The organism is Nocardia huaxiensis, from assembly GCF_013744875.1.
Taxonomy (GTDB): Bacteria; Actinomycetota; Actinomycetes; order Mycobacteriales; family Mycobacteriaceae; genus Nocardia; species Nocardia huaxiensis.
This window is the reverse complement of the sequence record NZ_CP059399.1, coordinates 7528003-7541165: the sequence shown is the minus strand read 5'-3', so window position 1 is coordinate 7541165 and position 13163 is coordinate 7528003. Positions and strand designations below refer to the sequence as shown.

Below are 13163 nucleotides of genomic sequence, written 5' to 3'. Positions count from 1 at the left end.
TCGCGAAGGAGTGCCACAGCTCCGAAGTGCCATCCACGTCGATGGCTACCCTTCAGCACATCGTGCATCCAAGCATCAAGGTGGGCAAAATGTGCGGACATCGCGTTATTTTGCGTGCGATTCGTGCATATGGCGTCAAATGGACCGGCTGGACGATTTCTTGTTCGGATATCCGCAACAATTCAGCGACCGCTACCGCCGGATTATCTCCGTGACACCCGAAGCCGCGCCTTTCGCCGCCACAATCGCGGATTCATATGCGGCGCCGGGCTTTTCCGCTACGCTCCAGTCCGGCGGGTATCCAACTGACCGTGCGGTATACAGATATGGGGCTGGGCAGGGGGACGTCCGCCGAGATCTGATCTGCACGGGCGGTCACCGCCCGGAAAAGGGGGCGGGGAAGCCGTGCTCGAGTCTTTACGGCGGGGTGCCGAGCGCACGCGCGCGCAGGGCGGGAAGCGATACGCGCGACTGGGGGTGCGGGCGCGTTTGCTGGCGATCGTGCTCGTCTCCAGCGTCACACTGCTGGTGATCGGCGTCGGCGCGGCCGGATACCTGGTGAAAACCGGCCGGGAAGCCCAAGATTGGGCCGAACTGGCCGCCCAGACCACCGAACCGGGCCTGGCCATGGTCGAGTCGTATCAGGACGAGCGGCTGGCCTCCCTGCGCTATCTGGCGGGGGAGTCGGCGGCGGCCGTCGACATGACCGGGGTGCGGGCCCGCACCGACGCCGCCGCCATGGCGGGCAAGCGGCTGCTCGAGCAGGGCGCGGTGGGCCTGTCCGGCAACCGGGCCGAGCAGTTGATGAGCTACGGCGAACTGTACGAGAAGTTCCCGCTGTTCCGGGCCGGGGTCGACGCCCGGCAGGTGCCGGTCGAGCAGGTCTTCGCCCTCTACGGCGGCATCATCGACACCGGTCCCGCCGCGACCATGTACTCCGCCGGTGTCGCGCCGGACGCGGACATCGCCCTCGAACTGACGCATTCGGTGCCGGCCATGCGGGCCGCCGAAGGGCTGTCGCTGGCGATCGCGCTCGGCTCGTACGCGCTGGCCACCGATAACCTGGACAGCCGGACCATTGTCGAAATCGGCCGGGCCGCAGGCAATTACCGCGGTGAGGTGGCCTTCTCGCTGACCATGCTGCGGGGGGAGCGGCTGGCCGCGCTCCAGGCCATCACCGCTGGCGCCGACTGGCAGACGCTGACCGCGGCCGAGGAGGCGCTCGCCGACGGCCGCGCACCGGCCGGTGTGCGCGCCTGGCAGGAGGCCGGGGTGCGGGTGCGGTCGGCGCTCATGCAGGTCTGGCTGGAGCAGACCAATGCCGCGCATGCCCTTGCACGCGAACGGGGTTCGGAAACCTCGATCGGCTCGCTCTTCGGTGGCGCGGGCGTGCTCGCGGCGTCGGTGCTGGCCTTCCTGATCGCGCTGGTGCTGGCCAATCGTTTCGTGGCGCGCACCCGCCGTCTGCATCGGCACACTCTGGAGCTGGCCGACTACCGGCTGCCGGAGCTCATGCGCCGCCTGAATGCGGGCGAGCAGGTCGATCCGGCGGCCGAGGTGACCGGTCCGGAGCTCGGCGGCGACGAAATCGGCCATGTGGCAAACGCTTTCAATCGCGCACACCTGGCCGCGGTGTCGGCGGCGGTGGCCGAGGCCAAGACGCGCGCCGGGGTCAATGCGGTCTTCCTCAATATCGCCCACCGCAGCCAGGTGGTGGTGCACCGGCAGCTCACCCTGCTCGACGAGGCCGAACGCGCCGAGGAGAATCCGCGTCAGCTGGATCTGCTCTTCCAGCTCGACCACCTGGCCACCCGGGCTCGCCGCAATGCCGAGAACCTCATCATCCTCGGCGGCGAGCAGCCGGGCCGCCGCTGGCGCAAGCCGGTGCCGCTCATGGACCTGGTGCGCGGCGCGGTCGCGGAAAGCCTGGACTACAGCAGAATTCGCACCGGCCGCCTGCCGGAGGTGAATATCGAGGGCAAGGCGGTGGCGGACCTCATCCACGCCATGGCCGAGCTGATGGACAATGCCACCTCGTTCTCCCCGCCGAACTCCACGGTGGAGGTCTTCGGTTCCGCGGTCGGCAAGGGCGTGGCGGTGGAGATCGAGGACCAGGGCCTCGGCATGTCCGCCGAGGAGATCGCTCAACGCAATGAAATGCTCGCCCAGCCACCGGATTTCAGCGTGGCCGCGCTGACCTCGGACATCCGCCTGGGCCTGTTCGTGGTGGCGAAACTCGCCGCCCGGCACGGCATCTCGGTGCGCCTGGGCGAATCGATGTACGGCGGCATCCGCGCCGTCATGATCATCCCCGCCGCCCTCGTGACCGAGCCGGAGGAGCCCGCCCAGCGCGACCTGGAAACCCGCGCCGAGCCCGCCGTTCTCCGCCGCCAGGCGCTCAGCGGAAGAATTGCGGCGCAACGTGATTGGCAGTCCCGGGCCGCCATCGAGCCCTCGGAGCCCGGTGACGCCCGCTCGTTCTCCCCGGTGACCGAGCAACTGCCCGTCGTCACCGTCGCGGTTCCCGCTGCCACCGGACCGCTGCCGGTGGCCACCGGCCCGGTACCCATCGCGACCGGCCCGATGCCGATGGTCACCGCGGACGCGCCGCCTGCGACCGGCCCGGTGCCGTCGCCTGTCCCGGAGCACGATGCTCCCGTTCGGCGGCGAAACATGTGGCTCGATGCGGCGCACCAGGATTCGCCCCGCTCACCGTCTCCGAGTGACCCTGCGCCGCAGCCGGATTCGGTGACGACCGGCGGGTGGGCGGTGCCGTCGCCGGAGCCGCCGATCACCGGGCGCTACTCGATTCCCTCGCTGGAGTCGCCGGGGTCGGCGCGGTTCAATCTTCCGGAGCCGCCGCCGGGGCCGGGAGCCGGGCGACCGGCGTTGCCGCGGCGGACGCGGAATTCCGCTGCGATCGAATCGATTCCGGATCTCGCGCCGGAGCCGCAGGTGCGGCGGCGCAGCGCGGACGAGGCGCGCAGCCGGGTCGCCTCGGTGGTGCAGGGGAGCCGCCGGGGACGGCATCGTCCGTCCTGATCCGGGTCGCACAGTCAGACGTTCTCATGTTCGAAAGGTGATGATGACCGCCGTACACAGTCTCGATTGGCTGCTCGACGATATGCTCGGCCGCCTGCCCGATGTCCGCTCCGCGGTCGTGCTGTCGGCCGACGGCCTGCTGCTGGGTCGTTCGGCGGGGTTGGCCCGCGCCGACGCGGAGCGCTTCTGCGCGATGGCCTCGACCATGCATTCGCTGGCCAAGTCCGCGGGCCGGCATTTCGAGGTGGGCGGCGTCAGCCAGACCATGATCGAACTCGATCGGGCGGTGCTGTTCATCACCGCCGCCGGGCCGAATGCCTGCGTCGCCCTGCTCACGGGGGAGGAGACCGATCTGGGCATGGTGGCCTACGAGGTCAATCAGACCGTGCAGCGGGTGGGCGCGCACCTTTCGGTATCGCTGCGTTCACCGGCCTGACCTGCTGATTCGTCACAGTCCGGCGGTGGCTTGCCGCCGGGGTGTGACGCGAAATACGCATCCTCTCGCCCCCTAATGGTTAGTGCGTTAACTATTATCGGACTAACGACGAGCGAGAGGGTGACCCGTGGACCTGGATGTCGACGATCCGCTGCGGCTGGACCGGCAGGTGTGCTTCGCGCTGGCCGTGGCCAATCGCGCCGTGCTGGCCGTCTACCGCCCGCTGCTGGAACCGATGGGGCTGACCCATCCGCAATATCTGGTGATGCTGGCGCTGTGGGGTGAGGCTCCCATGTCGGTGCGGGCCATCGGGGAGGCCATTCAGCTGGATTCGCCCACGCTCTCGCCGCTGCTCAAGCGACTCGAGGCAGCCGGGCTCATCACGCGCCGCCGCGACAGTCACGACGAGCGCAATCTCGTGGTCGATCTGACCGAGGCGGGGCGAGCGCTGCGCAAGGAGGCGGAGCGGATTCCGCCCGCGGTGGTGCAGCGGCTGGGCGTGAGCCTGGCCGATCTCGAGGAGTTGCGCGAGGTGCTCACCCGCGTCAACGACGCCGCCCGCCGCTCGGTGCTGCCGGAGCAGAAGGGATCAGGGAAATGAAGCGCCCCAACCCGATTCAATGGGCCGGTTACGCGTGCGGCCGCCGCCTGCCGGATTCCATGCAGGAGTGGGTCCGCCACGATCTCACCGGAACCTTCGCTGTCCCAAGGCATATCGTGCGCGGCCTGTTCCCGCTGCTGCCGATCTTCGCCGTATTCCTGTTGTTCCCCGGCGAACTCTGGCTGCGCGGTTCGATGATCCTGCTGGCGGTGCTGCTGGCGTTGTTCTACATCGTCGCCTACATGCCCATGAACCGCGCCCATCGGCTCGCGAAACACGGTCTGCCGCAGGACCTGGAGAGCCCGGCGCGGGCCTCGCGCCGCGCGGCCGAACGCGCCGCATACGAGGCCCGCTACCAGCGTTAGCCGGCGTTCCTGGTGCAGGTGGCCGCGATGACGGTGGCCGCCCGCGGGGTGGCGCTGCCCAGATCGGGGAAGGCGGGAGCGGAATCGCCGAGGCTCGCCACCGCGAACTGCTCGGCCTCCGCGCGGGTGCCGGCGGCGGCCCAGCCCCATTTCCCGTCCGCCCCTTGGGCAATGGCCCCGCACCCGTCGCTGAACCGCAGCACGATTTCGCAATCGTAGGTGGCGCAGTCGCGGATGGCGGCGGCGTCGGCCGAGACCCGGCTCGGCAGATCGGTCACGGCGATGGCCGCATTCTTCAAGCGGGACAGGGCGATTGCCCCGTAGTACTGGCCCGCGGCGTCCGCGGTTCCGGCGGCGCCCACGGTGCAGGCGATGGTCACGGCTGCGGCCAGGCCGCCGATTCGTGTAACCGACAAGAGAATCCCCGTTGTTTCAAACACATGAACGAGGCTGATGCTAATCGGTCGGATGCGAACGCGGCCAGGGTCGGATCAGATCAATCCGGTGAATTCCAGTCCGTCGAAGACGGTTTCGGCGGTGTTGTAGAGCGCGTACATGCCCGCTTCCGCCGGTGCGCCGGTCACCGGATTCTCCATGGCGATACCCGACGTCAGCGAGGTGCTGCGCACACCCTGGAACATGACGTAACTCGTGGTGCCGTCACCGAGCACCATATCCCCGGCCTTGCCCACGAAATACAGGTGGAAGAAATCGCCCAGCTCGGCGCCGTAGATCGCGCTCAGCTCATCGGTGATGTGCTGGGTGGTGCCGATCAGCGAATCGCCGATGGCGAAGAAGTCGCGGGTATTGCGCACCTGTGTGCCGGTCTGCGCGACCGCCTGCGGGAAGTCGATGAGCAGGTGCGCGTCCAGGCCCGCCGCGGCGACGCGGCCCGCCGAACGGCTCGGGTCGGCGGCGAAGTCGTAGTAGCGCTGCCAGCTCGGCGTCACCGCGCCGCCGGTCAGGTGCCCGTGCAGGTTCTCCAGGTAGGAGTGGAAGAACGCGAAGCTGACCCGGCGCGCCCACGCCGGGTCGTCGAAGTTCCCGGCGTCCAGCAGCGGGTTCGCGTCGCGCAGGATATTGCGATAGAAGATGGCGAAAATCCCGCGACGGTCCTTGTGGTCCACCAGGATTTGCGCGATCCGCTCGATGCGGTCCTGTCCGGCGTGCAGGTCCGTCAGCGTGGCCGGATCCGAAAGCTGAATCAGCTCGGCCTTTTCCGAATCGCTCAGCGGCGAAACGGCGGTATTCACCACGGGATTCGGGGCGGCATTCGCCAGAGAATCCACCGCGGTCGCCGACAGGGCGGCGACAACCGATAGGGAAACAACCGAAGCAAGACGCGAAAACCTACGCAACACACTCTCCAAGCACGCTCGATAATCAACAGCTATGACTACGCAAGGAGTCGGCTGTCGCCAAATCGTGTTACTCGGCAGGTGTGCCGCCGTCGCGCCGAAACGGCGAATTATGGTCCTTCCGCCCGGAAATGACCATGCGCTGACCGGGCGAACTCGTATTCGTTACGCGTGAGTGTGGCCACAAACTCGCAATTGTGTGAGTTTGCGCCGGTTATCGCATTTCCGAGGGGGTGCGAGCCAGCGCCCGGCGCAATGCGGTGAAGGCGGCGGTATTGGCGCGCCCGGTTTCGCGCAGATGCCACGCCATGGACATGAAGCCGTGAATGGTGCCATTCCAGCGATGGATCTCGGTCTCCACGCCGGCGTCCCGCAGCAGCCGCCCGTAGGCTTCGCCCTCGTCGCGCAGCGGGTCGAACTCGGCGGTGGCGATATAGGCGGGCGGCAGTCCGGACAGGTCGGCGATCATCGGATTCGCGTAGGGGTCGGCGGCATCGGCGTCGGTGGTCAGGTACTGCTGCCAGTACCAGCGCAGCTGCGCGGCCGTGGTGAAGTAGCCCTCGGCGTTCTCGGTGTAGGAGCCGGAATTGCAGGCCGGATCCAGCATCGGGTACATCAGCAGCTGGCACACGATGTCCGGCCCGCCCTGGTCACGGGCCTGGAGTGCGGCCACGGTGGCGAGGTTCCCGCCCGCGCTGTCCCCGGCCACCGCGAGCCGCGCCGGGTCGCCGCCCAGCGCCTCGGCATTGTCGGCCACCCACCGCAGCACCGCGTACGCGTCCCGCGCGGCGGCGGGGAACCTGGCCTCGGGGGCGCGGCGGTAGTCGACGGACACCACGATGACACCGGCCGCATTGGCCATGGTCCGGCAGAACCGGTCGTGGCTGTCGAGATTGCACAGCACGAACCCGCCGCCGTGATAGAAGACCACGACGCCCGGCGCCTTCTCGGCCTCCAGCGGCCGGTACAGCCGCACCGGCACCTCGGGGGCCTCGGCCGGGCCGGGCACCAGCCATTCCTCCACGGCCGCAACGGGAATGGGCTCGACCGGGATCGCGGGCCGGGCGGCCAGGAACGCACGGGCCTCGCCCGCATCGAGCACCTCGGTGCCCAGCTTCGGGAACGCCGCGGTGGCGGCGTCGGCGAAACTCTGCCATTCGGGGGAGAGGGACATTGCGATTTCCTTACCGCCCGTGCGCCGGGCTCTGTGAATACTGCTGTGCTACTGCATGTTTCGCGGAATGAACTTGCCCGCGGCCAGCCCGCCGTCGACGGTGACCTCCGCGCCGGTGATGTAGGCGGCCGCATCCGAGGCGAGGAAGGCGACCAGTTCGGCGACCTCCTCGGGCAGGCCGGTGCGCTCCAGCGGCAGGGTGGGGAAGCTGCCCGGTCCGGTGGTCAGGTACGGCACCATCGGGGTGGCGATGGGGCCGGGATGCACCGAGTTGACCCGGATCTGGGCGGGGCCGAGCTCCAGCGCGGCGATCTTGGTGAGGCCGCGCAGGCCCCACTTGGAGGAGCCGTAGGCGGCATGGTTCATCAGGCCCTCGAGGCCCGCCTGCGAGGAGATGTTCACGATGGAACCGCCCCCGGCCTCGGTCATGGCGGGGATGACGGCCTTGAGCCCGTGGAACGCGCCCACCAGGTTGACCTTCAGAATCCGTTCCAGCTCTTCGGCGCTCGTCTCCACCAGCGGCTTCATGGTGTAGATGGCGGCATTGTTGACCAGCACGTCGAGCTTGCCGAACGACGAGATGGCCTCGGCCACGGCGACATTCCAGCTGTCGGCGTCGGTGACATCGTGACGCACGAAACGGGCGGCCGCGCCGAGGGATTCGGCCAGCTCCTTGCCTTCGGTCTCCAGCACGTCGGTGATGACCACCTGCGCGCCGCGCTCGGCGAACAGTCGCGCCTCGGCCGCGCCCTGCCCGCGGGCAGCGCCGGTGATCAGGGCGACTTTGCCTGTCAGATCAGCCATTTGGATTCCTTCTGTTCGAATCTACTTGTTGCGGAAGTGGGGAATGACCTTTTCGCCCCACTGTCGGATGGTTTCGAGGCAGGCATCCTGCGGCACCGTGCCCATCTGGATGAGGCACAGGATCTCGTCCGCGCCGGCCTCCTGGAGCCGCTCCACATAGGCGATGGCGTCGTCGGCGGTGCCGTAGGCGTGCTCGGTATTGAAAATCGCTGTGGCCCCGGACTTCACGGGGATCTTGGCCTCGTGCAGATAGGCCACGTGTTCCTCGGCGGCGGCCTGCATCTCGGCGACCGCGTCGGCGGTGGGGTCGACCGCTTCGTCGGGCACCGGTCCCGCGCCGTAGTAGTACTTGATGGACTGCGCGAAGAATCGTTGCCCGCGCGCGCCGATCTGCTGGGCCCGCTCGCCGTCGTCGAGCACGATGGTCGGGCACAACGCCGCGAAATGATCGTTGACCACGGTCGATACGAACCGCTCGCCGGTGCGCTCGGCAATGGCCGTGTCGTAGATGCGGCGCAGTTCGGCGATCTCCTCGATGCCGGCGAACCCCAGCACGAGTGCCCCGATGCCGTAGTCGGCGGCCAGCTTCAGCGTGTCCTTCTTGGTGCACGCCATGAACAGCGGCGGATGCGGGCGCTGCACCGGGCGCGGCAGCAGATGGTGCGGGGAGATGTCCAAAAGCTCGCCGTGATACTCGAATTCGGCGTCGGGGTCCTGCCAGGCCGCCGCGATCATCCGCAGCGACTCCTCGACCTCCTGATAGGTCCGGTCGGGGTCGACCCCGCACATGGAGGTCTCCACCGTCGTCGCGCCCCGCCCCGCGCCCAGGTTCAGCCGTCCGCCCGACAGCACGTCCAGCATGGCCGCGCGTTCGGCCGCCCGCACCGGATGGTTGAAGTTGAACGGCATGCACACCACGCCGTGCCCGAGGCGAATGCGCGAGGTCTTGGCCGCGACCCAGGTCAGGAAGATCTCCGGCGCGCTCATGTGCGCGTACCACTTGAGCCCGTGATGCTCGACCGCCCACACCGTGTCGAAGCCCATCTCCTCGGCGAGGATCGCCTGCTCCACGCAGTCGCGCAGCACCTGGGCCTCGTGCTCGGCGGTGGGGTCGGTCATCTGCGCTTCGAAGATCATCGAGAACTTCATCAGGGCTCCTGCCGCTATGCCTAATGGGAATAGTTCAGGACCCATAACCTCAGGTCATTCGGATGTCTCAGTGGCCGGGACCACACCGTGCCGGGGTCGCGCCGCCGGACTTAGCGTCGGTTTCACACGCTGAGGAAGGACGGGAACCGGTGGGACAGCTGGACGGGAAGGTCGCGCTAGTCACGGGTGGTGCGCGCGGTATGGGAGCGGAGCATGTGCGCCGCTTCGTGGCCGAGGGCGCGCGGGTGGTGTTCGGTGACGTGCTCGACGACGAGGGCAAGGCCCTGGCGGCCGAGCTCGGCGCCGCCGTGCGCTACGTGCACCACGATGTGACCAGCGAAAGTGACTGGACCGCAGCGGTTTCCGAGACGGTCGCGGCATTCGGCACGCTCGATGTGCTGATCAACAATGCCGGCGTCCTTCGCTTCAAGCGCATTCTGGATATGAGCCTGGACGAGTGGAATCTCATCCAGAACATCAATGTCACCGGTGCTTTCCTCGGGATCCGGGCCGCCGCGCCCGCCATGACCGAGGCCGGGGCGGGTTCCATCGTCAACGTTTCCTCGGTCGAGGGTTTCGTCGGCGCTGCCGGGCTTTCCGCGTACAGCGCAAGCAAATTCGCGTTGCGCGGGCTCACCAAGTCGGCCGCGCGGGAGCTGGGGCACTCGGGTATCCGGGTGAATTCGGTGCATCCCGGCGGCATCGCCACCCCCATGACCGCGTCCGTGGCGGGCGCGAGCGGGGTGGACGGCAACAGTTTCTTCTCTGAACTGCCCATTCCGCGCTGGGGTAGGCCGGTCGAGGTGTCCGAGGTGGCGCTGTTCCTGGCCTCGGATGCTTCCAGCTACTGCACGGGCGGCGAGTTCGTCGTCGACGGCGGCATGCTCACCAGCTGCGGATACTAAGGAAACGCAATGGAATTCGAATTCGACGTCGTTGTCGTGGGCTCGGGTGCGGCGGGTATGACCGCCGCGCTGACGGCCGCCTACCGTGGCCTGTCGGTCACGCTCATCGAGAAGAGCCGGCTGTTCGGCGGGTCGACCGCGCGCTCCGGCGGCGGCATCTGGATCCCCAACAACCCGGTGCTACAGGCGGCCGGGGTGCCGGACAGCCCGGAGCTGGCCCGCACGTACCTGAAAGCCGTTGTGGGCGGCCGGGTTCCGGAGGCCAAGCAGCGCGCGTTCCTGGACAATGGCCCGGCCATGTTCGAGTACCTCGGCGCGCGGTCCCGGCACTGGGACTTCGTGTACGACCGCGGCTACTCCGACTATCACCCGGAGTACCCGGGCGGTCTGGCGCAGGGCCGCAGCATCGAGCCGCGGCCGATCGACGGGCGGCTGCTCGGCGGGGATCTGCACAAGATCAATCAGCCGACCATGTCCGCGCCCAAGGGAATCGCCATCACCGTCAGCGACTTCCACGATCTGAACATGATCGCGCGCACCTGGGCGGGCAAGAAGACCGCCATGAAGGTGGGCGCGCAGACGGCGCTCAATATCCTCAAGGGCGCCAAGCCGCTGAGCCTGGGCAAGGCGCTCGCCGCGCGGCTGTGGCTGTCGCTGCGCGATGCCGGGGTGCCGGTGTGGCTGAATACGCCTCTCACAGAACTCATTACCGAGGGTGACACCGTGGTCGGCGTGCGCGCCGAGCACGAGGGCCGCCCGGTGGTGATCAAGGCGCGGCGCGGTGTGGTGCTGGCCGCGGGCGGTTTCGAGCACAACCTGGAGATGCGCAAGCAGTACATCGACGGGCCGCAGTCCACCGAATGGACCGTGGGCGCGCTGGAGAATGTCGGTGAGGGCATTGTGGCGGGCCAGAAGGCCGGTGGCGCAGTCGATCTCATGGATGACGCGTGGTGGGGTCCGTCGGTGCGCAACCCGGAGGGGCCGCCGTTCTTCTGCCTGGCCGAACGGTCGCAGCCGGGAGCCATCATCGTGAACAAGGCCGGTGAGCGGTTCGTCAACGAATCCGCGCCGTACGTGAACGTGGTGCACAAGATGTACGAGGTCCACGCGCAGGGGAAGGGCAGCATTCCGGCCTATTTCATCTTCGATCAGACCTTCCGCGACCGGTACCTGTTCCTCGGCAACTTCCCCAAGCGGCCGATCCCGCAGAAGTACTACGACGCGGGCATCATCAAGACCGCCGATACCTTGGCCGAGCTGGCGGGCCGGGTCGGCATACCGGCCGACAAGCTGGCCGAGACCGTGAACCGCTTCAACGGCTTCGCGCGTAAGGGCCGCGATGAGGACTTCCTGCGCGGCGACTCCGCCTACGACCGCTACTACGGCGACCCGACCGTCAAGCCCAATCCGACGCTCGCGCCGCTCGAGCGCGGACCGTTCTACGCCGTCGAGATGGTGCCCGGCGACCTCGGCACCAAGGGCGGCCTGGTCACCGACGAATTCGCGCGGGTGCTCGATGACCAGGGCACGGTCATCGAGGGCCTGTACGCGGCGGGCAACAACTCCGCCGCCGTCATGGGCAACGACTACGCCGGCGCGGGCGCGACCATCGGACCCGCCATGGTGTTCGGCTACATCGCCGCCAACCACATGGCCGATCAGGAGCAGTGACATGGGACGGGTCGATACCAAACATGTGATCGTCACCGGCGGGGCGCGCGGGATGGGCGCGGCCTTCGCGCGCAAGCTCGCCGCCGAGGGCGCGAAGGTGGTCATCACCGACGTGCTGGTGCACCAGGGACGTGCGCTGGCCGCCGAAATCGGTTCCGCCGCACTGTTTCTGCCGCTGGACGTGACCGACGAGGCGGCCTGGAACGACGTGGTCGCGCAGGCCGAGGCGACCTTCGGACCGGTGTCGGGTCTGGTGAACAATGCCGGCATCGTGCACGTGGATCCGATCGAGAAACTCTCGGAAGCCGACTACCGCAAGGTGATCGACGTCAACCAGGTCGGCGTCTTCCTCGGCATGAAGGCCGTGATCGGGTCCATGCGCCGCGCGGGCGTCGGCTCGATCGTGAACATCTCCTCCACCGGCGGGCTCATCGGCTACTCGAACATTCTCGGCTATGTGGCCTCCAAGTGGGCGGTGCGCGGCATGTCCAAGACCGCCGCCCAGGAGTTCGCCGCCGACAATGTGCGCGTCAACTCGGTGCACCCGGGCATTGTCGCCACCGAAATGGTCGCTGCCTCAGCACGTTCCGCGTCCATTGCGGCCAATCAGCCCATCGCCCGACCGGCGACCCCCGAGGAACTGGCCAACCTGGTGCTGTTCCTGCTCTCCGACGAATCCTCCTACAGCACCGGCGCGGAATTCATCGCCGACGGCGGCTTCACCACCCAATAGCCGGCATCACCCAGTAGCAAGGAACACCAATGAAGGACTTCCACGGCAAGGTCGCCGTCATCACCGGCGCCGGTGCGGGCATCGGGCGGGCGCTGGCCATCGAATTCGCCCGCAATGGCGCGCAATTGGCGCTGTCGGGCCGCAATCTCGACAATGTGGCCGAGACCGCGGCACTGTGCGAGAAGGAGGGCGCGAAGGCGCGCGCCTACCAGCTCGACGTCACCGACCGCGCCGCCGTCTACGCGCACGCCGACGAGGTGGTGGCCGACTTCGGCAAGGCCAATATCCTGATCAACAATGCCGGTGTCTCGCTCACCGCGAATATCGAGGATGTCACCTGGGAGGACCTGGAGTGGATCTTCGGCATCAACTTCTGGGGCACCGCGCACGGCACCAAAGCCTTTCTGCCACATGTGATCGCCTCCGGTGACGGGCACATCGCCAATGTGTCCAGCATGTTCGGTCTGGTGGCCTGCCCGAGCCAGGGCGGCTACAGCTCGTCGAAGTTCGCCATGCACGGCTTCACCGACGCCCTGCGCCAGGAGATGATCATCGCGGGCCACAATGTGGGCGTCTCCAGTGTGCACCCGGGCATGATCAAGACCGAGATCGCCTGGAAGGCAAGGGCATCGGCCAATCGTGACCGCGACGACCTGGCCCGCAACTTCGATCGCCTGGCGCAGACCAGCCCCGAGTTCTGCGCGCAGACCATCCTCAAGGGCATTCGGAAGAACAAGCCGCTCATCCTGATCGGCAAGGACGCCAAGGCCATGAACGTCATGCGCCGCCTGCTCGGCTCCGGCTACATGAAGCCGCTCACCGCGCAGATGCGCAAGGAAATCTGAGCCCGCACAGCTGAGCTCGGGCCGCCGCCGCGATCCGGCGGCCGAGCACTGACCGCAGCCCCGCGCCCTCCGGTGCGGGG

The 13163-nt window shown here is 67.9% G+C and carries 13 protein-coding genes; 8 read left to right on the top strand and 5 right to left on the bottom strand.

Annotated features, from left to right (window positions below; genetic code table 11):
- Positions 1-405: 405 nt before the first annotated feature.
- The 4 genes from H0264_RS34565 (at position 406) to H0264_RS34550 (ending at position 4444) form a co-directional block, all read left to right on the top strand.
- Complete coding sequence (locus H0264_RS34565) at positions 406-3042, top strand: sensor histidine kinase (protein WP_181581421.1); 2637 nt, start codon at positions 406-408, stop codon at positions 3040-3042.
- Positions 3043-3085: 43 nt separating this feature from the next.
- Positions 3086-3478 carry a roadblock/LC7 domain-containing protein gene (locus H0264_RS34560; RefSeq protein ID WP_181581420.1) on the top strand — a complete coding sequence of 131 codons (393 nt, stop codon included), beginning with the start codon at positions 3086-3088 and terminating at the stop codon, positions 3476-3478.
- Positions 3479-3611: 133 nt separating this feature from the next.
- The gene (locus H0264_RS34555; protein ID WP_181586054.1) at positions 3612-4079 is read left to right on the top strand and encodes a MarR family winged helix-turn-helix transcriptional regulator; all 468 of its coding nucleotides are present in this window, start codon (positions 3612-3614) and stop codon (positions 4077-4079) included.
- A complete protein-coding gene (locus H0264_RS34550; RefSeq protein WP_181581419.1) occupies positions 4076-4444 on the top strand; it encodes a DUF5313 family protein in 369 nt (122 codons plus the stop codon). The genes H0264_RS34555 and H0264_RS34550 overlap by 4 nt, the downstream gene beginning before the upstream one ends.
- On the opposite strand, the gene H0264_RS34545 is transcribed toward H0264_RS34550, so the two are convergent.
- The 5 genes from H0264_RS34545 to H0264_RS34525 all read right to left on the bottom strand — a co-directional run bounded on the left by H0264_RS34545 (position 4441) and on the right by H0264_RS34525 (position 8929).
- On the bottom strand, positions 4441-4860 hold the full coding sequence (locus H0264_RS34545) for a DUF4189 domain-containing protein (protein WP_231084427.1): 420 nt from the start codon (positions 4858-4860) through the stop codon (positions 4441-4443). The genes H0264_RS34550 and H0264_RS34545 overlap by 4 nt on opposite strands.
- A 75-nt stretch (positions 4861-4935) precedes the next feature.
- Positions 4936-5733 carry a DUF5995 family protein gene (locus H0264_RS34540; protein ID WP_181581418.1) on the bottom strand — a complete coding sequence of 266 codons (798 nt, stop codon included), beginning with the start codon at positions 5731-5733 and terminating at the stop codon, positions 4936-4938.
- A gap of 283 nt (positions 5734-6016) precedes the next feature.
- Complete coding sequence (locus H0264_RS34535) at positions 6017-6976, bottom strand: alpha/beta hydrolase (protein ID WP_181581417.1); 960 nt, start codon at positions 6974-6976, stop codon at positions 6017-6019.
- Positions 6977-7024: 48 nt separating this feature from the next.
- Positions 7025-7780 (bottom strand): glucose 1-dehydrogenase, encoded by a 756-nt coding sequence (locus H0264_RS34530; protein WP_181581416.1) that lies wholly within the window; start codon positions 7778-7780, stop codon positions 7025-7027.
- Positions 7781-7801: 21 nt separating this feature from the next.
- Complete coding sequence (locus tag H0264_RS34525) at positions 7802-8929, bottom strand: LLM class flavin-dependent oxidoreductase (protein ID WP_181581415.1); 1128 nt, start codon at positions 8927-8929, stop codon at positions 7802-7804.
- Positions 8930-9078: 149 nt separating this feature from the next.
- Between H0264_RS34525 and H0264_RS34520 the strand changes: the two genes are divergently transcribed.
- Genes H0264_RS34520 through H0264_RS34505 form a run of 4 tightly spaced genes read left to right on the top strand, consistent with a single transcriptional unit; the run spans position 9079 to position 13083 of the window.
- Entirely contained in the window at positions 9079-9834 is a 756-nt protein-coding gene (locus H0264_RS34520) for a glucose 1-dehydrogenase (protein ID WP_181581414.1), read from the top strand.
- Between the two features lie 9 nt (positions 9835-9843).
- Complete coding sequence (gene kstD / locus H0264_RS34515) at positions 9844-11505, top strand: 3-oxosteroid 1-dehydrogenase (RefSeq protein WP_181581413.1); 1662 nt, start codon at positions 9844-9846, stop codon at positions 11503-11505.
- Between the two features lies 1 nt (position 11506).
- The gene (locus H0264_RS34510) at positions 11507-12238 is read left to right on the top strand and encodes a glucose 1-dehydrogenase (protein ID WP_181581412.1); all 732 of its coding nucleotides are present in this window, start codon (positions 11507-11509) and stop codon (positions 12236-12238) included.
- A gap of 29 nt (positions 12239-12267) precedes the next feature.
- Positions 12268-13083 carry an SDR family NAD(P)-dependent oxidoreductase gene (locus H0264_RS34505; protein ID WP_181581411.1) on the top strand — a complete coding sequence of 272 codons (816 nt, stop codon included), beginning with the start codon at positions 12268-12270 and terminating at the stop codon, positions 13081-13083.
- Positions 13084-13163: the final 80 nt, after the last annotated feature.

Bases quoted from the DNA above. Each gene is read 5' to 3' on its own strand.
- H0264_RS34525 (WP_181581415.1), bottom strand. From the start codon at position 8,929: ATGAAGTTCTCGATGATCTTCGAAGCGCAGATGACCGACCCCACCGCC.
- H0264_RS34550 (WP_181581419.1), top strand. From the start codon at position 4,076: ATGAAGCGCCCCAACCCGATTCAATGGGCCGGTTACGCGTGCGGCCGC.
- H0264_RS34530 (WP_181581416.1), bottom strand. From the start codon at position 7,780: ATGGCTGATCTGACAGGCAAAGTCGCCCTGATCACCGGCGCTGCCCGC.
- H0264_RS34560 (WP_181581420.1), top strand. From the start codon at position 3,086: ATGACCGCCGTACACAGTCTCGATTGGCTGCTCGACGATATGCTCGGC.
- H0264_RS34535 (WP_181581417.1), bottom strand. From the start codon at position 6,976: ATGTCCCTCTCCCCCGAATGGCAGAGTTTCGCCGACGCCGCCACCGCG.
- H0264_RS34510 (WP_181581412.1), top strand. From the start codon at position 11,507: ATGGGACGGGTCGATACCAAACATGTGATCGTCACCGGCGGGGCGCGC.
- kstD (WP_181581413.1), top strand. From the start codon at position 9,844: ATGGAATTCGAATTCGACGTCGTTGTCGTGGGCTCGGGTGCGGCGGGT.
- H0264_RS34505 (WP_181581411.1), top strand. From the start codon at position 12,268: ATGAAGGACTTCCACGGCAAGGTCGCCGTCATCACCGGCGCCGGTGCG.